We start from the raw sequence: 23,635 nt of genomic DNA on the forward strand, positions 1-23,635 counted from the left end.
CTAGCGTGGTTTGAGCTTGGGGATCTTCTTGAGTTCTTTCGCGCTGTAACGGGTTCCCTCGTGCACCTCGATGTACTCGCGGCCGTCCTTGAGGTAGCTGCTGACCCAGCCCGCGTTGTTCGAGGCGGTGACCGGATTGGTCGTGAACACGTCATCCCGGCCGGCGATGAAGGGGTTCTCGAAGCCGAGCTCGCGAGCTGTTGCCACCGAGTCCAGAAACAGCCTCGCGGCTTGCTTGGGCTGGCGGTCCGCGAAACCGGTCTCCGTGCCCTCGGCGGCCCGGCAGAACATGAACAGCAGGCGGCCCTTCGGGTTCGCCGCGTGCATGCGGTGGAACCCTTCCCGCTGGAACTGCGCCTTGGTCAGGGTCGCCCCGGACACCGACAGCTTGATACCGCGTTTCAGGCGGAGCGCGGCGGTCTTCTTGTTGCCGTGGCCGGTGAAGAGGTTCGGGCCCACCTTCACCCGGACCTGAGCGCCCGTGTCGGGGTGGGTGAGCGTGGTGATGACCGGCGGGAACGGACTGGGTGTCAGCCGCTTCAACGGATCCCGGCGGTGCAGGTCTTCGTGGCGGAGGGCCGTCGGGCCGTCTTCCATTGGCCTGGTTCGCGCCACGGAGCCCATGCTGTCGAGTTCCTTGGCGAACAACTTGTCGGGCAGCTGCTGGCCGAGATCCAGCGCCAGGCCGTTGACCCGCTCCCATCCGGTGCTGGCGCTGGTGAGCTCGAAATCCTCCACTTCGCGTGCGTAGAACTCGACCTCCTTGCCATTGGCCTGGTCGATTCCGTGCAATGGTTCGTCGGCGTCCAGGATGTACGAGGCGTTCGGGAGGAAGCGCTCGAAGAACTCGATGTTGGCGATGTTGCCAGGCGAGTACTTGTTGTTGACCTGGCTCGTCCAGCGATTGGTGTGTTCGGTCCAGCCCTGGTTGTCGGACGCGCCGAAGCGGCCGTCCGGCAGCTGGGACACCTCGCCCTCGGTTCCTTCGACCGAGCCCAAGAAGCGCGAGTCCGCCAGCTGCTTGGCAGTGGCGTTCAGCTCCGCGTTGCGCGAGGTCAGCAACCGGACCTTGACGCCAGGGGCACGGACGAGATATCGGAACGCCCCGAGGTTCATCAGGATGGCGGTGAGGCCATCGCTGCCGATGCGCACGTCACGACCATCCCGCAACGGCATCGCGTACTTCCGCCTCGGCCCGGCGCTGTCGATGTCGACGTGGAAGACGTCTTCGGTCTGCTCGGTCGCCGGATCGGGCCGCTTGGGGTGCCGTGCCGCTTCGGTCGGCGTTTCGCCGGGCATCGTCGCAATGGTCCGGCGGTAGCCGCCGGTCAAGTCGTACTTGTTGGCACGGGTGAACGACACCCCGTACCCGTCTCCCCGCATCATCGCGTACGCGAGGTCGGTCATCCGGACGCTGGTCTCCCGGTCACCGTCCCACGCCCGCACCGTGACATCGGGCTCCAGGAAATCGGATCGCATCGGGACATTCCGGCCGGCGGAGCCGTGCCTGGTGAAGCCGATGAGACGGGAGAGCAGGCGTGGCTTGAGCTTGGGGAGCTTCTTGAGTTCTCTCTCGCTGTACCGGGTTTCCCCGTGCACCTCGATGTACTCGCGGCCGTCCTTGAGGTAACTGCTGGCCCAACCTGCGTTGTTGAACACGGTGGCCATTTGAGCCACCCCCACGTCATCCCGGCCGGCGTAGTAGACGTTCTCGAAGCCGAATTCGCGGGCTGTTGCCACCGAGTCCCGCAGCAGCGTCGCGGCTTGCTCGGGTTGGCGGTTCGCGAAGCCGGTCTCCGTGCCCCCAGCGGCGTGGCAGAACATGAACAGCATGCGACCGCTCGGGTTCGCCGCGTGCATGCGGTGGAACTCTTCCCGCTGGAACTGCACCTTGGTCAGCGTTGCCCCGGACACCCCCAGCTTGATGGTCCTGCCGCCGCGGGTGATGAGGAGCTCGGCGTACTCCTTGTGGCCGTGTCCGACGAAGAGGTTCGGGCCCGCCTTCACCTGGACCTGAGCGCCCGTGTCGGGGTGGGTGAGAGTGGTGGTGACCGGCGCGAACGGACTGGGCGCGAGCCGTTTCAACGGATCCTTGCCGTGCAGCTTGTCGAAGTTCTTTCCGCTGTCGGCGTACGCTTGCTCGCCGCTCTCGTTCGGCCTGGTCCGCACCACGGTTTTCGTGATGTCGAGCTCGTCGGCGAACTCCTGGTCGCTGGCCAGGTTTTCGTTGGCCAACGTCAGGCCGTTGACCCGTTTCCATCCCGTGCGCTTGGCGGTCAACTCGTCCACCTGCACCTCGTGCGCGTAGAACTTGATCTCCGCGCCGCTGTTCAGGTCGATTCCGGTCAACGGCTGGTCGGCGTCCGGAATGTAGGAGGCTTTCGAGAGGAAGCGCTCGAAGAACTCGATGTTGGCGATGTTGCCCGGCGAGTACCTGTTGTGGACCTGCTTGTTTCCGCCGTGATCGTATTCGGTCCAGCCCTGGTTGTCGGACACGCCGAAGCGGCCGTCCGGCAACTGGGACACCTCGCCCAGGGTTCCTTCGAGCGAGTTCTTGAAGCCCAGTCCCGCCAACTTCCCGATGGTGCGCTCCAACAGCACGTTGCGCGAGGTCCACATCCGGACTTTGAGATTCCCACCGAGATAGGCGAAGGACCGGATGTCCTTGGAATTCATCAGGATGGTCGCGATGCCTTCGTCGTCGACGCTAACGTCACTGCCGTCCCGCAACGGCGTGCCGTACTTCCCTCCGTCGATTTCGATATCGATATTGAAGATGTTCTTGGCTCGTCCGGGCGCTATTTTGGGTCGGTTGGGGTGCTTTGCGGCCTCGGCAGCCGTTTCACCGGGCATCGTCGGAACGGTTTGGTCATCGCTATCGCCCACATTGAGCTTGTTGTCGCGCGTGAACGAGACACCGAGTCCGTACCCCCGCATCTGGTGGATCTCGAGGTCGGCCAACCGGACTCTGGTCTTCCGGCCCGTGTCATCCCATGCCTGCACCGTGACATCGGGGTCCACGAAATCCCATGACACCGGTACGGACCCGCCCCGGGCTGTGCTGCTGGGGCCGGAATTCGGTTTCGGTACGAACTTGGGGATCCTCGCTAGTTCTTCTGCGCTGTAACGGGTTTCCTCGTGGACCTCGATGTGTTCACGGCCGCCTCGGAGGTAGCTGGTGACCCAGCCCGCGTTGTTCAAGGCGAGCGGAATCTGGGCCACCATGACCAGGTCACGGCCGGCTATGAAGGGGTTTTCGAAGCCGAGTTCGCGGGCGGTCGCCACCGAGTCCCGCAGCAGCGTCGCGGCTTCGTCTGGTTGGCCGTCGGCGAAGCCGGACTGCGTGTCCTTGGCGGCGTCGCAGAACATGAACAGCATTCTGCCGTTCGGGTTCGCCGCATGCATGCGGTGGAATTCTTCGCGCTGGAACTGCATCTTGGTCAAGGTCGCCCCGGACACGAGCAATTTGTAGGTCCTGCCGCCGCGGTTGATCTTGAGCTCGGCTTTCTTCTTATAGCCGTGTGCGGTGAAGAGGTTCGGACCTGCTGTCGCCTGGACCCGAGCACCTGTATCCGGATGGGTGAGAGTGGTGAGGACGGGTACGAACGGACTGATCGCCAGCCGCTTCAACGGATCGTGTGCGTACAGCCGGCTGAAGTTCCTGTCGGTGCCTCCGAAAGCATCCAAATTGTTCTCGTTCGGCCTGGTTCGCAACACGTGGTACGCGTAGTCGAGCCTGGCGGCGGAAAGCTGGTCGACCTGCCGCATTTCGGGGACCAGCGTCAGGCCGTTGACCCGCTCCCATCCGGTGCTGCTGCTGGTGAGCTCGTAGGCCTCCACTTCATGTGCGTAGAACTCGAACTCCGACCCATCCAGGGTTCCGACCAATGGCTCGTCGGCGTCCAGGATGTGCGAGGCGTCCGGGAGGAAGTGCTCGAAGAACTTGATGTTGGCGATGTTGCCCGGCGAGTACTTGCCGGTGACCTGGTGCGAGAGCTTGGAGGGGTCCTCGATCCAGCCCCTGTTGCCAGAAACGCCGAAGCGGCCGTCCGGAAGCTGGGACACCTCGCCCTGGGGTCCTTCGACCACGTCTCTGAAGCCCGACTTCGCCATCTGCTGGACAACGCGCTCCAGTTGCCTGCTGTGCGGAGTCAGCAACCGGACCTTGAGGTCAGGATCGTTGATGCCGAGATCTCCGATCCCTCTGAGGTTCATCAGGATCTTGCCGAGGGCCGTGCCGTCGATGTTCACCGAACGACCGTCTCGCAACGGGATGTCGAGGAACCGATCAGAGCTGTCGATGTCGTAGTCGACGTGGAGGACGTTCCTGGATTCCCCGACATCGACTCCGGGTCGGTTGGGGTGCTGTGCGGCACTGGCGGGTGTTTCGCCGGGCATCGTCTTGATGGTGTGGAGGTAGTCGCCGCTCAGGACGTACCTGTTGTCGCGGGTGAACGCTATGCCGACCCCGTCCCCGCGCATCCGGTGGTACGCGAGGTCGGCCATCCCGATCCGGACCTTCTGGTTTCCGCGGTATGCCGCCACCGTGAGATCGGGGTTCAGGAAATCGGCCTGCACCGACACGGTCCGGTGGGGATTCGCCGGGCCGCGCCGGTAGAGGCTCGGGTCGAAGCCTTCCGGCGGGGCGCCGCCGCGCCGCCGCGTGGAGCTGGATCCGGTGTTCGAGATCGGCGTGTACTCGGGAAGGCTGCTGAGTTCTGTTGCGCTGTACTGGGTTCTCGTGTGCACCTTGATGAAGTCGCGGCCGTCCTTGGCGAGGTAGCTGCTGGCCCAGCCCGCGTTGTTCGAGGCGGTGACCGGATTGTTGGTGAATACGACATCCCGGCCGGCGTCGAAGATGTTCTTGAAGCCCAGCTCGCGAGCTGTTGCCACCGAGTCCAGGAACAACCTCGCGGCTTGCTCGGGTTGGCGGTTCGCGAAACCGGTCTCCGTGCCCTCGGCGGCGTGGCAGAACATGAACAGCATGCGGCCGTTCGGGTTCGCCGCGTGCATGCGGTGGAACTCTTCCTGCTGGACCTGCACCTTGGTCAGGGTGGACCCGGACACCTCCAGCTCGATGTACTCGCCGTCGCGGCTGACGAAGAGCTCGGCGTAATCCGCGCGGCCGTGGCCGGTGAGGAGGTTCGGGCCCACCTTCACCTGGACCGGAGCACCGGTGTCGGGGTGGGTGAGAGTGGTAGTGGCCGGCGCGAACGGACTGGGCGCCAGCCGCTTCAACGGATCGCTGCTGTACAGATCGTTGAGGCTTCCATCGTTGCGGACGAAAACTCCCACATTGTCTTCGTTCGACCTGGTTCGCGCCACGGAAGGCATGCGGTCGAGCTCACCGGCGAGCTCCTCGTCGTTGTGCCGCTCTTCGGGAGGGGACAGCGTCAGGCCGTTGACGCGTTCCCACCCGGTGCTGTCGCTGGTGAGCTTGCTGGCCACCACCTCGTGCGCGTAGAAGGTGAACTCCTTGCCATCCGAAGACCTTCTTCCGACGAGTGGCTCGTCGGCGTCCAGGATGTACGAGGCGTCCGGGAGGAACTGCTCGAAGAACCTGATGTTGGCGATGTTTTCCGGCGAGTACTTGCCGACTCGGCGCTTCTCGCCGTTGCGGTACTCGATCCAGCCCTTGTTGTCGGAGACGCCGAAGCGGCCGTCCGGGAGCTGGGACACCTTGCCGTGGGTTCCTTCGACCGCGCCGGTGAACCCGGATTTCGCCAGCTTCTTGGCAGTGCTCCCCAGATCCAAGTTGTCCGATGTCAGCAACCGGATCTTGAGGCCCGGATCGCTGGCCATGAGGTCTTGGACAGCTCGGAGGTTCATCAGGATGGCACCGAGGGCCTTGTCGTCGACGTTCACCGAACGACCGTCCTGCAACCTCATGACGTAGCTCTTCACGTCGTGATCGATATCGACGTGGAAGGTGTTCTGTTCGGTCGTGGTTCCGGGACGATTGGGGTGTTGTGCCGCTTCGGCTGGTGCTTCCCCGGGCATCGTCTTGATGGTCCGGAGGTGGTCGCCGCTCAAGTCGTACTTGTTCTCGCGCGTGAACGACACGCCGTGGCCGGTACCCCGCATCCGGTGGTACGCGAGGGCGCCCATCGGGAGCTTGATCTCCTGGCCCGTGCTCCTGTCCCGCACCCGCACCTTGGCATCGGGATTCAGGAAACCCGTCCGCACCGGGACGGTCCGAGCGGGATTCGCCGAGCGCCCGGACGACGACTGCTTGGACAAGGTTCGAGGATCGACTCCCCCGGCCGGTGCTCCGACCCGGAAATTCCGGTCCAACCGGACCTGGTCTTCCATCACCGCCGTGCCGGTCTTGACAAGCGGGATGTACCCGACGACCTTGCTCGGCTCGACGTTCGCCATCGTCTCGCCATGCTGATCCGCGAAGAGGATTCGGTCGTCCTCGTCCTTCTTCACCAGCACGGCGTGCACCAGGTCGGTGTCCGCGCGCTCCTGCAGGATCACGGCTCCGAAAGAGCCGGGCGGCTGCATGTTCGTGTGGCTCAGGACCTCACCGTACGTCGCTTCCACCGCTTGGACATCGGGCCCGAGGCTGGCCTCCAACTCCCTGATGTTCATCGGGCCACCCTCAGCGGCGACGACCGTGACATCCCCGGTGGTAAGCCTCCGCTCGGCCGCGATCAACGCCAGCGCGCAATTCTGGCTTCGCCCGGACCCACCCTGAGCGGGACCACCCCCGTTCACCCCCCGCAACAGCGGCAAGCGATCCCGGTAGAACGCGGCAGCACTCTCCTCGTCGGGGAAGCTGTCGGCAGTGAGCACAAAGTCCGGGGAATCCAACCAGTCCGAGCCGTCATCGGACTCCGAATCGGACGGCACGTCAGCAATGAACCCTGGACCGGACTCCGGACCTGGCTGTGCGATGAACCCTGGACCGAACCACGGTTCTGCCTGCACGTCGCCGTCCGCGTCGTCCTCGGACTCCGTATCGGTATCCGCCTGCACGTGACGGGCGTAGCTGACGTGGGCTTCGGCCTGCTGGCGCGTGATGCCGAACAGCGCGACGAGTTCCTCCGCGGTGCAGGGGTCCCCCGCGTTCCGGGTCTCGCGCGCATAGGCGAGAGCAGCCTCGGAGATCTCGTGCACGGCCGCCCGACGGCCGATGCCGTACCGCTTGGCGAGTTCCCCCGGGGAAAGCGGCTTGCCGCTATCCGCCGCCGCACGCACATCGGCGCGCGCGGCCCCGGCGATCACACCGCGTGCCCACCGGTAGTTGGAGTGGTCGGGCTCATGGTTGCCCTCCTGCGCGGGGAAAGGCCGAAACCTCTCAACCACTTCCTTGCGGGAGTACGGCTTGCCGCCAGCCGCCGCCGCGCGTACATCGGCCTGTGCGACCTCACCGATCAGGTCCAGAAGGTCGTCCGTGTTGATCCCGTACCGTTGCTCGACGTCATCGGTCTTGAGCGGCACGCCGCGATCCGCCGCCGCCCGAACACCGGCCAGCGCGGCATCGCGCCTGATGCGCTTGGCCCATTCACGGGTCTGCCCGAACCTCTCGGTCAGCTGCGCTATGTCCGGAGGCAGCTCGGTCGCCGCAAGATCTGCCACGTGTTCGAGCGCGACGGCCTCGATCTGCGCGATGACCCGCTGATGGCTCACACCGTACTTCGCCGCCAATGTCTCATCGGTGTAAGGCGCACGGCGTTCCGCAGCCGCGCGCACATCGGCCCGCATGCTGCCATCGATGTGGCGTTCCACCGTCTCGGGGCTGATGCCGTACCGCCTGGCGAACGCCTCGACCTCACCCGGCTCACCGCGCTCGCGGGCCGCGTGTGCATCGGCGAAGACGGCCGCCACCACAGCCTCCGCGGCCGCCTCCTGATCGATGCCGTACTTCCTGGCGAGTTCATCGATGGTGCGGAGCTCGCCACGATCCGCCGCAGCGCGCACATCGTCCTGTACGACCTCCGCGATCCGATCGGCTGCCCACTGGGCGACCAGGCGGTACCTCCTGCCCAGTTCCGCAGCCGTGTACGGCGCCCCGCGATCCGCCGCAGCGCGCACATCCGCCCGAGCCGCAGCATTGACCAGATCCAGCGTCCGCTGGGTGTCCACCACCCCGGACCTCTGGGCCACTCTGCTCAGGTACGTGGCCGGTTCCGGGACCTTGACCGGGACCTTAGCGCCCTCGCGGCGCAGCTCGTTGACCACCGCGGTTTCGATCCGCGCGGTGGCCCACTCCAAACTCCTGCCGTAGCTCTCGGCGAGGGCACCGGCGAGAATCGGGTGACGGCTCCGCATCCCCGCCGCGACCTCGTTCTCCGCGGCGGTGTTGATCAGGACCTCGGCCTCCGGCGCACTGATCTCAAGCTTTTCGGCGACCGCATCGGAGGAGGCTTTCCGGAAGTTCCCATACATGTTGAGAACCAGGTTGACCGCTACCGGGAAGATCGCCTGCTCGCGAGTGAGGCCGTACTTCTTCATCACGGAACTGAGCCGCAACCGAGTACCAGGCGCAATGCTGACCTGCTCGACCTCGCCACCAGTTCCTATCCACACGCCGTCCTCGAAGAGGATCCAGTCCCGCGCGGCGCGCACGTCGGCCACGCCGGCCGCACGGACCTCGGACTCGGCTTTCTCGACGCTGATGCCGTGCCTGTCCGCCAGGTCCACGGCACTGGCGGTAGCGCCGCTGTTGTGCGCCTCGCGCGCATCCGCGAAAGCCGCCCCCGGGCCACGCTGGTACTCGACCGCCGCACGGCTGATGCCGTACCACTCGGCCAGCTCATCGGTGGTGAACAGACCGCTCTCCGCGTCGGAGCGCAGGAGAGAGGCGAGCCGGTCGACCGCCCACCGCCGACTCTTGCCGTACCGCTTGGCCAAAACGTCCGGGTTGTGCGGGCCGACCGTCGCACGTGCCCAGGCCACCGCAGCGGACCTGATCTCGTGCTCGGCCTCCCTGATGCTGATGCGGAATTTGCGGGCGAGCGCATGAGCGGAGCAGGGCATGCCGCTGTCGGCGTAGTCCTCCACCCTGGCACGTGCGGCGGCACGGATCGCATTCCGGGCCGATTCCTCGTCGATCCCATACCTCTGGACCAGTTCCGCTGGCGGGTAAGGCACGCCAGGGTGCCTGGCATCGATCAGATTCCGGGCATGTTCCTCGTCGATCCCATACCTCTGGACCAGTTCCGCTGGCGGGTAAGGCGCGGCAGGGCGTCGCAAGGCCTCGATCGTTTCGCTTCTCGCGGCGTAGGCGATCTGATCGGCCGCCTTCTTGACGCTGATCCCGCGCCGGTCCGCCAGTGCCTTCGCCGAGTAGGGCCGACCGGCGGCCGCGGCCGTGCGGGCGTCGCGAACAGCGTCTGCCTTCACGAATTCCTCGATGGCAAGGGCGTTGGTGATCTGGCGATGCGCCCAGCGGGTGTTCATGCCGTACTTCTCGGCCAGTGCCTTCGCGTCGTACCGCTGCCCACGTCCCGAAGCCTCGATCACATCCGCGTGCGCGGCGGCGTTGATCTGGTCGAAAGCCCATTCTCGGGCCTTGCCGAACTCCTCGACCAGAGCTTCCGCGGTCCACGGCTCTCTGGCCTTTGCTGCCGCGCGCACCTCCGCCCGCGCACGCACCTCGTCCGAGCTTGCCGGAGCGGGGATGACGTCCTTCAGGAACTGGAACGCGTGCGAGAACCGCGAATCTTCGAGCGGCCCCCGCCAGGACGGCTCCGCGTTGATCACCGCATGCGCCCACTTGCGGCTCCTGCCGTACCTGGTGGCCAGATCGTCGAGGCTGACGGAACCGCCGCCTTCCACCGCCTCGCGCACGTCCGCAAGCGCCGCGACATCGATCAGCTTCTCCGCCTCGGCTTGGTCGATCCGGTGTTTCCCGGCCAGCGCGTCAGGAGTGAGCGGCCGACCAGAGGCCGCTGCCTCGCGCGCGTCCAAGACCACCGCGGCGGAAATGCAGGCCGAAACGTCCCATCCGCTAGGGCCGAACTTGGCGACCAGATCCGAGCGGCTGTAGGGGTGGCCGGCGTCGGCGGCCGCCCGGATCTCGGCGATGGCCGCGGCCTCGACCAGAGCAGTCATTTGCTCAGTGTTCGTCACACCCCACGTGGACAGGGCGGCCATGGCGGCAGGAACAGCGTATGACTCGGCCGCGCGCAACCGCGCACGCACAGCGCGGACGACCACGTCCAGCACCCACTCGCGATTCATGCGGTGCTTCTCGGCCAATCCCGAAACCTGTTGCGTCAGGCCGGAATTCTCGGTGCCGAGCAGGTCGGTGAGCGCGGCGGAGTCGATCTGGTTCTCCGCATCCGCTGCGGCGCGGACGTCGGCCTGCACATCGGCTCCGCCCGGTTCGGCATGAGCCCGCCGACCGCCGGTGCCAGCCGTGCTGTCCCGGCCGCGCCGTTCCTTGCGCACCCGCCGGGCCAGCTGGCCGAGCACGCCGCGAAGGCCGGTACCGCCCTTGCCACTCCCGGCCGGCGCCCCGATCAAGAGCCTCGGGTTCAGCGGAACCCCGTCCACCGGCGCCGTGCCGGTGTCGACGAGCGGGATGTACCCGATGACCTTGCTCGGGTCGATGTCCGCGATCGTCTCGCGATGCGGATCCCCGAACACCACGATTTCGTTTCCGCGGCTCTCGACCAGCACGCCGTGCGCCACGAACCGGTTCCCCTTCAGGACCACGACCCCGAAGGAGCCCTTCGGCTGGTCGCGCGTATGCGTCAAGACCTGTTCGTACGTCGCTTCCACCGGAGTGGCACGGAGAGCTTCCTTCAACGAGCTGACCTTCATCGGGCCACCCGGGTCGGTAACGACCGTCTCGCCCCCGGTGAGGGTCAGCTTGGCCGCGATCAACGCCAGCGCGCAGTTCTGGGTTCGTCCGTCCGCACCCCGCGCGTAGCCGTTCTCGTTCACCCCTCGCAATGCCGGGTAGCGATCCCGGAAGTACGCAGCGGCACTCGCCTCGTCGGGGAAGGAAGCGGCGGTGATCACCGACCCCGGGGGCAGCGACGGCCACGTCCCGGCAACCTCAGCGTAGGCGGGTGGGTCCACCGGGCGGGGGTCGATGCCGGCGTACGCGGGTGGGTCCACGTAAGGCGGAGGCGGCTCCACGTCGTTCAAAGCCAACGTGCTGAGCTGCTGGATCTCCTCCGTCGTGAACCGGGTGTAGGCGCGGTCGACGAGAGTGCCGTCCGGGCGGTAGCTGAACCAGCCGCCGTTGCGGCTGACCGTGATCGCGGACCGGCCGGGGTTCGGCGAGCGGTCCGGCGGAACGGCCAGCGTCGTGTCGCCTCCGACGTGGATGGTGACGGGATCGTTGTTCTGCTGAGCCGCTTCGGCGAGTTGGTCGGTGGCGGCCTGCTCGACATCGTCGGCGAGCAGGGCGATGTCCGAATTGGAGTTGTAGGCACGCAGCAACCGGTATTCGGGCAGCTCGCGGAGGATCCGGTAATAGGTGTCGCCGGAGACGACGCCGTCGACGAGATCTGGGCCTCGCTCCACCTGGAGGTGGAAGCGATCGCCATGGGTGCCGATGGCGAGCCAGACCGGATCAACGGTCCAGGGCGCCGGCACGTTCCCGTTCGTCCGCCCCGGGTGGAGGGCCGCATGCGGGACGGTCTCGTGGGGCATCGTGCGCATCACGTGCTGCACCCGCTCCATGCCTGCCGCCCACCTGCTCAGCTCCTCGTGCGACGTGGGCTGAGTGCCGAAGCTGAGGACCCGTGCCTGTCGCTGCGCGTTCACCACGAGCAGGCGGTGGACATCGCGGCTGCGGAACTCGAACGGCCGGCCGTCGTCCAGCCGGTGCCCGCTGTGCAGCTCGCCGTCCGCGCTCCGCGTCCCGGGGAACAGGTGCGCGAGCGATGATCCCGGTGCAGGCCCCGCCTGCTCCGCACTGGTCAGTGCTCGTTCGATCGCGGAGATCTGAGCGATTTCCTCCGCCGAGAAACGGGTTTCCTCGTGGAGGATCCGCCGTCCCCCGATGCGATGGCTTTCCCAGCCCTGGTTGTCGACGACGCGGACCGCGGACGGGGACTCCCCGTTCGCGGGAAGGATCCCGTACGGACCCCGTGGGCCGAAAACGGTGGCGTCGCCACCGTTCTCGTGACCGGTGCGGGCGAAGAGACCGAGCCCTGTGGAGTTCTCGTCGCGGTCGTGGAGCAGAACGATCCCGGGGTCACCGTGGCTCTCGAACCAGCCCCGGTTCTCGGTGACGTGCCAGAGTTCGTCCCCCGCGACGACGACGGTTTCGGACTGTTCACCGCGGCGCAGTGGCACGGAGAAGTAATCGCCGTCCGATTCGACGAAGAACCAGCCTGGATCGCGCCAGGGTGCCTGGGCGAAGCTTCCGGGGCGGAACAACACCGAGGACGAGCGCAACGTGGTCTCGCCCGGGAGAGAGCGCAGGACGTCGTGCATGCGCCCGAACCCGGCCGCCCATTGGCGCACGGCATCGGACTCCTGCGGCCTGAGGTTGACGACGGGCGCCCCGTCCTCGTCGGTGCGCATCACCTCGGCGTCGACGTCGCGGGCGTCGAAGACGACGGGCGCACCCTGTTGGTCGAAACCGAACCGGATCGCCGGATCGGGATCGCCCGACGCGGGTTGGGCGATGTCGTTGCGGATGGTGCCGTGGACGGTGCCGACCGTCAGGCCTTTGAAGCTACCGATCATGGTGCCGCGGATGATGGCGTCGTCGACCGAGATGCTGCCCTGCACGGACCTGGTGCCCTCCGCACGGGTCGTGACCACGCCGTAGATCTTGCCGGTGAAGGCGCCGACGAAGGCGCCGTCGACGATACCGTCGCGGACGCCCGCGAAGGGTTCGGCGAAGGTCCGGTCCGCGACCCGCTCGACCGGCGCCGAGTCGTGACCCGCCAAGCCCTCGTCCCAGCGCCGCACCAACGGACCACCGCGGCCGGAATCCCCTGCAGCGGACTCGCCCGGACGATCAGATGGCAGCCCCACGTCCTCGCGCTGCAACGACCTCGGAGCAGCGCCGGCTGTCCGGCGCCGATTGCCCCGAACCACGGAATCCTGTGCCGTGGATTCGCCCCCGCGATCGGACGCCAAGCCCGCATCCTCGCGCTGCAACGACCTCGGAGCAGCGCCACCGGTCCGACGCGGATGGCGCCCATCACCACCGGAGTCCCGGTTCGGCATCCCGACCAGGAGGTTCGGGTCCAGCTCCGTGCCGGGCAACGGCGTCGCGCCGGTCTCGGTCAGCGGCAGGAAGCCCACCACGTCGTCCGGTCCGGGTTCGGCCATCTCGCCTTGATGCACGTCCGGGTACCTGACGCGGCCGTCCTCGCCGGTCTCCGCGAGCACGCCGTGCACCATGCCGCGCGGGCCGCGGAGGAACACCGCGCCCCAGGCACCCGGCTGCGCGCCCATGTGCGCCTCGACCTGGTCGCGGGTCGCCACGACGGCCTGCCCGCCGAACTCCTCCTGCAACGACGCCACGGTGACCGGACCGCCGGCGTCGGCCGCGACCATGACCCCGCCGGAGCGGGTCTGCGCGGCCGCGATCAACGCCAGCCCGCAGTTCTTCGTGTGCCCCGGCACTCCCTGGGCGTACTTCTCCGCGTTCACCCCCCACAACTGCGGGTAGCGATCCCGGAACTCCCCGGCGGAGGCGCGGTCCGGCGTTTCGAGCCAGATCTCCACCTCCGTCGGCCCCTCGGAGCGCACGAAGTGCGGTGCCACGTCGAAGCCGAGGTCGCTGCGGCCCAGCCGATCGGCGCTCGGCGCCGCCGACTGCGCCAGCTTGAGCAGGCGGTCCAATTCCTTCGCGGAGGCGGAGAAATCGTCGGCCGCACGCGACGAATCGACGTCACCGTGCACCCGGTACCGCACGGTCGGTCGCGCACCGGACTCGTGTGCGGCCAACACCTGCCGCACCAGCGGGTACAGCTTGCCGCGCTCCCCCAACGGAAGCCGGTCCGCGCCGGCGGGGAACACCACGCGCGCGTCGGGTTCCACGCCGCCGAGGCCCGGGTCCTGCCGGGCGTGCGCCAATTCCTGCTCGTAGACCTGCTTCGCCCGCCAGAACGCCGCCGCGGCGGCCTGCTCGGCTTCGGCGGCGTTCCGGAAAGCGAACTCGGCGTCCACCTGGGCGCCCAGGTCACCGTCCGGATCATCCAGACCGAACGGGTCGGCGGCGCGCAACCGGCCGCGGGCAGCCGTCCACTCCGCGTCCCGCGCGGCGAACTCCTTGGCCGCCCTGACCAGCGGCTCGGGCAGCAGATCGTTCCGGTCCGTACGACGGACCTCGTATCCCTGCGCGAAGTCGACGTCCACGACGGCGGTGCGTCGCAAGCTGACCCTGGACGTCGGCTCGACGACGAACCGGAAACCGGCGCCGTGCGACCAGGCGCTGGTGATCCCGTCCGTGGCGGGCTTCTTGCCGGCCTTGGGCAGCTCGCCGCCGCCGGTCTCGTCGGCGTCTTGGTGCTCGTGCTCGGCCTTGTGCGCCCCGAGCGGCTCCATCATCAGCGCCCAGCCGCTCATCCCGCCGAACGTCTTCCGGTCGGGATAGCTTGCCGAGTCCGCGTGCTGGGGCGCGCCCACCGCGAGCAGCGGAACCGCCGCCAGCATGTTCGCGGTGCCCGAGCCGACTGCCGTCTCCGACGTGCCGTGCGGCGTCTTGGCGCCGGCGATGCGGATGCGGTCGCTGACGCCCCTGAGCTCGCCATGACCGGGCAGCTTCGGGTGCACGCCCAGTTTCAGCCCGAGACCCGGCGGCAGCTCCAGCGGCACCGCCTCGGTCCCGTACATGCCCTGGATCGCGCTCACGCGGCTCGGGGTGAGTTCGGCGCGCAGCATCCGGCGGGTGTGCGAATCGACCTTGCCGCCCGCCGCTTCGATGGCCTGCTCCGCCGCGCGGACCAGGTCGGCGACGTCGCCCGTGAAGTCCATCACCCGGGACTTGTTCGGGTCGTCCGGCAGGGCCGCCGGGTTGTCGGCCGCGCGCCACTCCGCGAGGCGCTGCTCGTTCGCGTCCTCGGCGGAGCGCACGACGACGTTGCCCCCGCGTGATTTCTCCCCGGCATCGGAAACCGCCGTGTCCTCGACCGGGGTGTGCGCGGTGACGGTGCGGACGGCCGGTGCCGCCGCGATGCGCTCGCCGTGCCGCTCAATGCGCACGTCGAACACCACATCCGCGCGGTGCTCGGCCAGCGCGCCCTCCACCGTCTCGGTGTGGACGTGCTCGGTCGTGCGCACGTTTCGGGTCTCCCGGACCTGCTTGAGCCATTCGAACGCGTGCCCGAGCCCGAATCCGAGGTTCGCGTACGTCGCGCCGTGGTCGCCGGGTTTCGCCGCGGCATCCGCCACGGCGGAGTCGTTCTGGAACATCCCGGCGGGCAGCATGACGGTGAAGATCTCGGCCAGCACCCTGGTGAACTTGCGGCTGGAGCTCTCCTGGAACGTCGCCCTGGTGGTCCTGGTCAGCCCGCCGTGCTTGATGCCGGTCGGCGTCGGCGTGGTCAGCAGCTCGGCGTCCACCCGCAGGTCGTAGGTCTCACCTGTGAACCGGTCCTGCAACCGCAGCGGGGTGCCGGTGCCACCGTTGGCGAGATCGCCCAGGGATGCCTGGAACTGCGACAGGTACCGCTCGACCTCGCCGGAGTTGTCGTGTTCGGTCTGCAGCGACGACGGAGGCAGCAGCCGGTCGGCCCGCTCCTGGCCGAGGCGCCGCGCCAGGCCGTCGCGCAGCACATCGATGGTTTCGTCGTAGAGGTCGATCGGCTCGGTGACGCCGTCGGCCCACTTCGGGGCGCCGACGTGATGCCCCTCCGGCACGGGGCTGAGGTCGCTGGCATCGGTTGGCACATCCTGTTCCGGGATCGCCGGCGGTTCCTGCGCAGACGTCTCGGCGGCGCGCCGCGCGTCCTCCTCGGCCTGCCTGATCCGGATCTCGTGCAGCTGCTCGTCGGTGACCCAGACCTCCGCGGCACCCGGCTGCTCGAAGCGCTCGGCGGCCCGGCCCGTCTTCGGCTTGAACAGCGCCATGATCGGCGCCAGCGCGACGGACATGGCCGAGCTCGCGGCGACCTCGCCGACCTTCGGCCTGAACAGCTTCCAGCGGTCCAGGTTGCTCCAGTCCACCGTCTCGACCGCCATCGTGGACTCCACGGTGGCGGTGATCCGGTGCATGCGGCGGGGTTCCCCGGTCACCGAGCGCCCGTGGGAAACGTTGGTGCGATGGCCTTTCTCGCCGCTGAAGCTGGCCATCCACGGGTTCAGCTCGCTCAGGATCAGGCCCATGCCGCCGGTGATCGTGCCGGGGGTGTGGTTCGAGGTCTCGCTGGACGGGCCGAGGAAGCCTTCGATCTTGGTGCTCGTGGTCCAGGTGCCGCCTCGTTCGCTGCTGGTGGTGCTGCCGCCGATCGCCGACCGGCCCGGCTGCTCCCAGACGGTTTCGAGCACCACCGGGTCGCGCAGCGCGAAGGACACCGCGACCTTGGCCGCGGCGGTCGTCCGCCTGCGGTTCCAGCCCAATCCGTCCAACCGGAACTTGCGGTTGAAGGCCCGCCAGTCGCCGCGCAGCGCCTTGACCGAGAACGTCCGGTCGAGCAGGCCGGAGTTGTTGCCGTCCTCGAACTGGTAGATCGGGTCGTTCGAAGCCCGCACCAGCAGCGAACGCAGGTTGTCGCGCACGTGCTCCAGGCCCTTGAAGGACACGATCCGCACGCCGTCGAGCTTGCGGGACGCGCCGCGGCCGAGCTCCTTGCTCCAGTCGATCGAGACGTCGTCGAGCCGCGTGCGGTTGACCGGTGCCACGTCGGCGCTCAGAGCGCCGTAGGAGGCGGGGAGTTCGAGCACCACGTCGACGGTGACCGTGCCTGGCTCGCGGCCCTGCGAGGCGGCCGAGTGATCCACGATCGTCAGCGCTTGCAGCTGCGGGGTTTTCTTCCCGGGAAGGCCGAGCGAGATGCCGCGAACCAGCTCGTTGTGCCGGGACCAGTGGTTTCCGGAAACGCTGAGCTTCACCCGCGCCCGGTACCGCCGCAACGGTTCGGGCCGCACCTTGCCGGACTCGTCGAGTTCCGCGCCGCGCACGCCGCCGCTGGAAAGCCCGGTCTCCTGCGCCGTTCCGGACTTCTTCGACCGGTTGAAGGAGATCCGTTGGGTGACGGTCAGCATCTCCGAGCTCAGCAGCGACATGTACACGCGGGCGATGAAGCCGCCGGCGAGCAGCCAGTTCCGGCCTTGTGCGTAGCGGCCGCTGGTCACCTCCGAGAGCTCCTCGGCCGTGGTGGGACCGTCGGCGGGGCCGAGGTCGACCAGGTCGCCTTCCAGGCTCGCGTGCAGCTTGAGCGAGGCGTGGTAGTCGTGGCCTCGCCCGGGTTCCGGTTCGAGGTCCAGCACCAGGGGGCGGCGGTCGGCCAGGATGTCCGGTGCGTGGCGGGCCAGTTGCTCGGCGGTGATCTCGCCGCGGATCTCCTCGCTCCTGGCCAGCTTCCGCTCCTGCTTCGGGGAGATGCCGTCGGCCAGGGCGGGGTCGTCGAACTCGGTGACGAACTTGGTGTCCCGCCACTTCCACCGGTGATGTCCGGGCAGTTCGGCCGTGGAGTCCCGCATGATCTTGCTCAGCAGTCCGCTGGCCTCGTCGAGCTGCAATGCGGCGCGGGCCGCGGTGTCGGTCAGTTCCTGGCGTCCGGGCGCCTTCCCGACCGCGGCGGCGCTGATGCCGGCGCGCTGCGCGTCCGCCTGCTTCGCCCAGTGGCGGGCGTTGACGGCTCCGGCGAACGTGATCGGAGCGTGGCCGGGCTTGCGGACCTCCAGGTCGTAGCGGGTGTAGTAGCGGGTCAGCGAACCGGTGTAGGAACGGGTGGTCTCGGCACCCGCCGCGCGGCTCTGGCTCTGCGCATGGCTGTTGCCCAACGCCCCGCCCAGGTGGACACCGCCGCCGACCGACATCATGCCCACGTCGTAGCCGGGACCACCCGAGATCGCGAAGCTCGCCTCGTGCCTCGCCTCGTAGGAGCCCTCGGCGGCGGGGGTCTCCGAGGTGGTCTCCTCGAACTGCGCGCCGTCGATGTCCTGGTCGAAGTAGACGCGCCGGGCGACGACGCGCATCTGCACCCGCCGGCCCTTGGTGCGCAGCAGCCGCTTGAGCGGACTTCCCTTCGGCAGCAACGCTTGCGAGGACACCCAGCCGTCACCGCGCTCGGCCTGGTCGGGGGTCACCGCCATCTCCGGCAGGCGCTCCTCGATGTTGCGGGAGCCGACGAACTTCCGGAGGGTCCGCTGGCCGTTCTTGCTCAGCGGGCCGACATACTGGTGGACCCGGTCGAACACGTCCCTGCGCTGGACGTCGGCTTCCTCGATCACCGAGGCGGGCAGCTCCACGGGCGGTGACGGGATCTCGGTCCCGTCGCTGTCGAGCCCGATGGGCACGCTCAGCTCGACCGACACCGGGGTGTCGTCGCGGCCCACGGCCGGACCGACCCAGGCCTTGGGCAGGGCCGGTTTCCCGTCGCTGCCAAGCCGGTCGAGGGTGAACATCACCGGGGCGCGCACCGCGCGCATCCCCTGGAATCCGGTCCCGCTCGTCGACTTCTCCGGGAGCAAGACGCGGGTCCGCACGCGCTGCGAGTGCTGCTGCGAGAAGCCGAGGGAGGTTGCCGCGGCCGTCGGCGCGTTGGCGCTGCCGGTGAGGAACAGGCCCGGGACCATCGGGACGAAGTAGAACCACCGCGACATCGGCGTGCGGCTGGCCGAGGTTCCGACGGTGGAGGCCCGCGTCTGCTCGACGCTCGCCGAACTCGTCCCCGCGTGCGCGTCGATCGGCTCGACGCGCGAGAAGTCCACTTCGGCTCGGACCAGCACGCGTTCCCCGCCCAGGACCATTTCCCGGCCGTCGCCCAGGAACGAATCGAGCTCGTTCTCCACGGCCGCTCGCAGGTCCTCGGTCTCCTGAGCGGTCGGCTCGCCGGTCACCAAGCCCTTGGCGGCGGTGACCACCCGGTCGGCGCCTTCGACGCGGGTGAGCTGCGTGCCCGCACCGAGACCCCGGTTGCGGCGCAGGTAGCGCGGCAGGAGCCGCCGCCAGCCGCGCGGAGCGGGTTCGGTGGTGGTACGCCCGTTGCCGGCAGAATCCGGGTCCTGCGCGTCGTTGCGGGCGCCGGAAACGGTGTCGCCCGCCTCCTCCGGCTCCTCACCCTCCGGGCGGGAGAACTCCTCCCCGGCCCCGCCGGTCCAGGAATCATCGATGCCGTCTTCACCCGACACATCCGAACGCTCGGCGTCGGTGCGGCCGGCCAGCTCCAGCGAGTCGACGCCATCCTGCCTGGCGGTGTCGAAGAGGTCGCGCAGCATCCGGGCCTCCTCGCCCGGGCGCGAGCCATCGTCGCCTGTCAACAACCGGATCACGTCCTGGCGGCTGGCGTGTCCGGCGAACGGGCCACCGCCCGCCAGCCGGTCCAGCTCGCGTGCCACCGCCAGGTCCTGCTCGTCCAGATGCCTGCCTGCGTCCAGGCCGTACAGGTCGCGCACCCGGTTCTGCTCCGCCCGGTCGGCGCGACCGGGCTCCCCGATCTCCTTGCCCAGCTCGACGTTCAGGTCCGGGTGGGCGGAGCGCAGGTCGGCGACCAGCTGCTCGGCCCCGGCTCTGGTCAAGACGGGCTGGTCCTCGTCGCTGATCCCGACCTGCCCCCAGTTGACCATCACCTTGTCCACTACGGAAAGGGAAAGCGGGCCGTGGATCTGCGCTTCCAGGAAATTGTGCGTGCTCGGCCCCGGGGCGTCCTTCAGCTTGGGGTCGTAGGAATAATCGGTGGCTCCGGCCACGAGGTGCCGGAACAGCTCCACGTCGCCGTAGGCGAGCAACGGGTACAGGTGCTCGTTGTCGGTGTAGGTGACCGCGTTCGTGTCCTCGTCCGCGCCCACCGAGTCGCCGGGCGTGAACGTGCTGCGGGCACGGACATCGTTGTTCCAGTGCAACACGACGGTGCCGTACTGGATGGAAGAGCCCTCGGTCCGGCGCGGCGGGATCACCGCGCTGTAGCGCGGCATCTCGGCCGGGTCCGCGACCGTCGTGCCGTCGCCGCGTTGGAAGGACGAGGAATAGCCGAACAGCCATTCCGCATTGGCACGCCGGCTGACGTCGGTGGATCCCTGCGAAACACCCGTCTCCCACAGGTTCCGGATCGACTGCCCTTCGGAGAGCAATCGCATCAGCGGGGCGTGCCCGCCGTTGCCGTCTGGCACCATCCGGTTCGGGAACAGGTTCGTGACGATGGGCCAGGACTTGAGCTTCTCGTGCGCAGCGGCGGCGATCTCGGCTCGTTCGGCCTTGCTGGTCGGGTATTTCGCGCCGTAGTTGTTGAGCATGCGGATCCGGTTGGTGGCCTCGTTGAGATCGCGCTGGTTGAACTGCTCGCCACGCAGCTCCGCAGCCATCAGGGCCCACGACTGCGCCGGGCTCAGCTCGTCCCAGCCCGGCCGGTAGTTCGGCGAGTTGGGGTTGCGCGCCTCGGCGAGCCGCTCGACTTCCGCTCCATCGGGCACCATCCAGCGGCTTTCATTCACCGGGTTCCCGTAGGCGTCCAGGTCCAGGTCGCGGCTGTGCACGCTCAGCGGGATCGTGCGTCCATCGTCGAGACGGACCGGTGTGTACACCGGCGTCAGGACCGCGTTCGAGGTCACCGGCGAGAACCACACCTCCACCGGAGAACCCAACCGCACAAGCGAATGCGACTCCCCGTCGTAGAACCCCACATCCCCACCGCGCTTGTGCACAGTGAAGAAATGGCCACCACGATCGCCGAATTCCGCATACACCAAGCCATACGCGCCATCGGTGTCCTTACCCGCCACGAAATCCGTCACATCGTCATAACCCCGGTCCTGCTTCACCATCGGCGGCAGACCCGTCTTCGGCACCTCATCCCGATGCACCACACCACTCGGACCGGCCACGAACTCCTTCGCCCGACCCGGATGCATCTCCCGGTTCAACGCCTGAATCGACGACGGCTGGCAATTCGTCCGATGCCCAGGAACACCCGCGACATACTTGTCCCGGTTGATCCCCTCCATACCGTCGAAATTCTCACGCACATACGCTGCCTCGCCGGCCGGATCACCCTCGAACGACTCCGCCGACACCACACCCGGCCGCACCGACGCCGCACCCACCGACGCCGACGACGCACCACCGAAACCGAACCAACTCGGTCCCTGGCTTTGCCGGCGACGGCGGGACGTGCCGTCGCTGCGATAGTCCCCGCTTCTCCCCGGGGCGGTGGGGCGGCGCGGGACACCCCCATCGCTCGGCCCCGGCGCCGGGAAACTCCACGGATTCGACTGCGGGCGCGTCCGCTGGTACTTCGCCCGCAGCTCGTCCAGTTTGAGCTTGTCGTCGTACCTCTGCCGCTGTTGTGGATCTGACAAGACCTCGTAGGCTTGTTGGACCATCTGGAAGTTCGCTTGGGCCTTATCGGCCTTGTTCTTGTCCGGATGCCACGCCAGGACCAGCTTCCGGTGTGCCTTCTTGATCTCGGTGTCTTGCGCATCCTGAGCGACACCCAGCACGTCGTAGTACTTCGTCGGAACCGCGAACGACTGCGTCGGCCCGGCCTGCTGTCCCGGTTGCTGACCGGTTCCCGGCGCCGCCTGCTGAGCCGACGACTCCGCACCCGGGCGAGACCCGGCCTGCTCGCTCGGACCCGATGGCTTCGGCTCAGAACTCGACCCGGCCGGGCCGGGCCGCGACGTCCCCGCCTCGGGGCGAGGCGCTTTCTGTCCCGGCCGCCCGGAGGGCTTCGGCTTCGGCTTGGACTTCGATTCCGACTTCCGTTCTGGCTTCGGCGGCTGACCGGTGGGCCGGGAGGTCGACTCGGGACGCGGCTGCGCGCCGGAGGACTCCTCGCTCCGGCCGCCGTAGAACTCCTCGGTCAGCTTGGCGAACGCCTCTTCGATCCGCTGCCGTTTAGCGTCCGAGAGATCCGCGATTCGCAGCCGGTCGACCGCCCGCTCAATCCGGTGGAACGGCCAATCACGATCGACATCCAGCACCTTGTAGGGGTCCATCGGCGAGCTCTCCGGAGCCGGTCGCGCACCGGATGTGCTCGGCCGCGAGCCAGACGCGGTCGGTCGCGCACCGGGTGCGTCCGGGCGTGGGCGCGGCTCCGAGTGGCCCGCTTCACGCCGGCGAATCTCGTCGCGCAGTTCGTCGGTGGCGAAACTGCCTTCCGCCCAGAAGTAGGACAGGACTTCTTGCTCCGAGCCGGTGTAGGACGGAACCGTCTGGTTGTAGTAGCCCAGCCAATTTCCGTTGTCCCTGGCCCCGATGCGTCCACCAGACGCCAGCCCCATCTCGGTGTCCGCGGTGAACACCCGCAACGGAAGTCCACGCCAGTGCAAGCGAGCGGCCAGAGCCCTGACGCCGCTTGCTTGCGAGGCACCGTGCACCGGCAGCAACAGCGAATCGAATCCCCGGAGCCGAATGGCTTCCTGGACCCGTTCGGAATCGGCGAGGAAGTTCGCCAACGTGGTTCCGCTGACCCAGATCTCGGTGGTGTCTCCGTCGGGGTCGACCGGGATCATGAAGCCGTGCCTGACGGGACTGACCGCGAGGACCAGTGAGTTCGCGAAGGGAGAGTCTGCGATCTCGCTGTTGGGCCGGGTCCCGCTCCTGCGCCTTGCTTCGCCGACCGATTCACCGGGCATGGTGCGCACCACGCGGATCGGGCCCCGGATGCCCTTGGCCCAATCGCGGAACTCCGCCCTTGTGGCCGGATCCGCCAGCAACTCGAAACCACGCCGCCCGTCCGCGTCGCGCAGCGCGCCGAACTTCGCATCCTCTCGAGCGAAAGTGACGGAACGGTTGGAATCATTCAGTCCGGGGTACAACTCGGGCGCAGCCGGCCGGGGTGCGGGCCGGGGTGCGGGCCGATCGTACGGACGGGAATCCGCGCGAGGCCGAAACTCCGGTTCCGGCCGGGGTGCGGGCTGGGGAGCAGGCCGATCGTACGGACGGGAATCCGCGCGAGGCCGAAACTCCGGTTCCGGCCGAACCGTTGACCGTCGATTGATTTCGTCGATCTCGGCCCGCGAGAAGCGGGTCGTGCCATAAGCGATGTCCGTGGTGGTGCCACGGAAGGTCAGCATTCCGCCGTTGTCCAGCACGACCAGGCGTCCACCGTGTCGCAGTTCCATCAGGCCGTCACCGGTGCTCACCAAGAGTTCAGGGTCGGCAGCGGCCAGCTCACGAGCGAGTTTCACCGGGGCATCGGGCGAATGGGGTCCCGATAGCAGCAGTAGCACGGAGTTGGCTCGGCGGATGCTCTTCGATTCGGCCACGAGCGCCTGCGCGGCAGTCTTCGCATCCACCCAGACCCGGAGTTCCCCGCTATCGGTGCGGACGGGCAGCGCGTACCTGCCGTCCCCCCGGGCGTTGACCGCCAGAACCACCGCACCCTGGAATGTGATGGTCGCTTCGCCGTTACGAGCCGGGCTGTTCTCCACGGCCTTGGCCGCTGATTCGCCGGGCAACGTGCGCACCACGGTGAACGTGGCGCCCCGGACACCTCGCACCCAGCGCTTCACCTCGTTGGCATGACCGGTGTCCGGCAGCGCGGAGACCAGCTTCATCTCGCCTGCATCGATCCCCTTCACCGCCACTTCACCACTCTTGAAC

At 68.0% G+C, this 23,635-nt stretch carries 1 protein-coding gene (only partly in view); it reads right to left on the minus strand.

All coding sequences use genetic code 11. The annotated features are described in order from the left end of the window. Positions 1 to 23,635 carry the 3' portion of a DnaJ domain-containing protein gene (locus AC07FN_RS03820; RefSeq protein ID WP_478394213.1) on the minus strand. The gene runs 4,898 nt beyond the window's last position, so 23,635 of the gene's 28,533 nt are visible here — the last part of the coding sequence; its start codon lies off the right edge, out of view; the stop codon is at positions 1 to 3.

The organism is Saccharopolyspora sp. NPDC045941 (genome assembly GCF_056431445.1).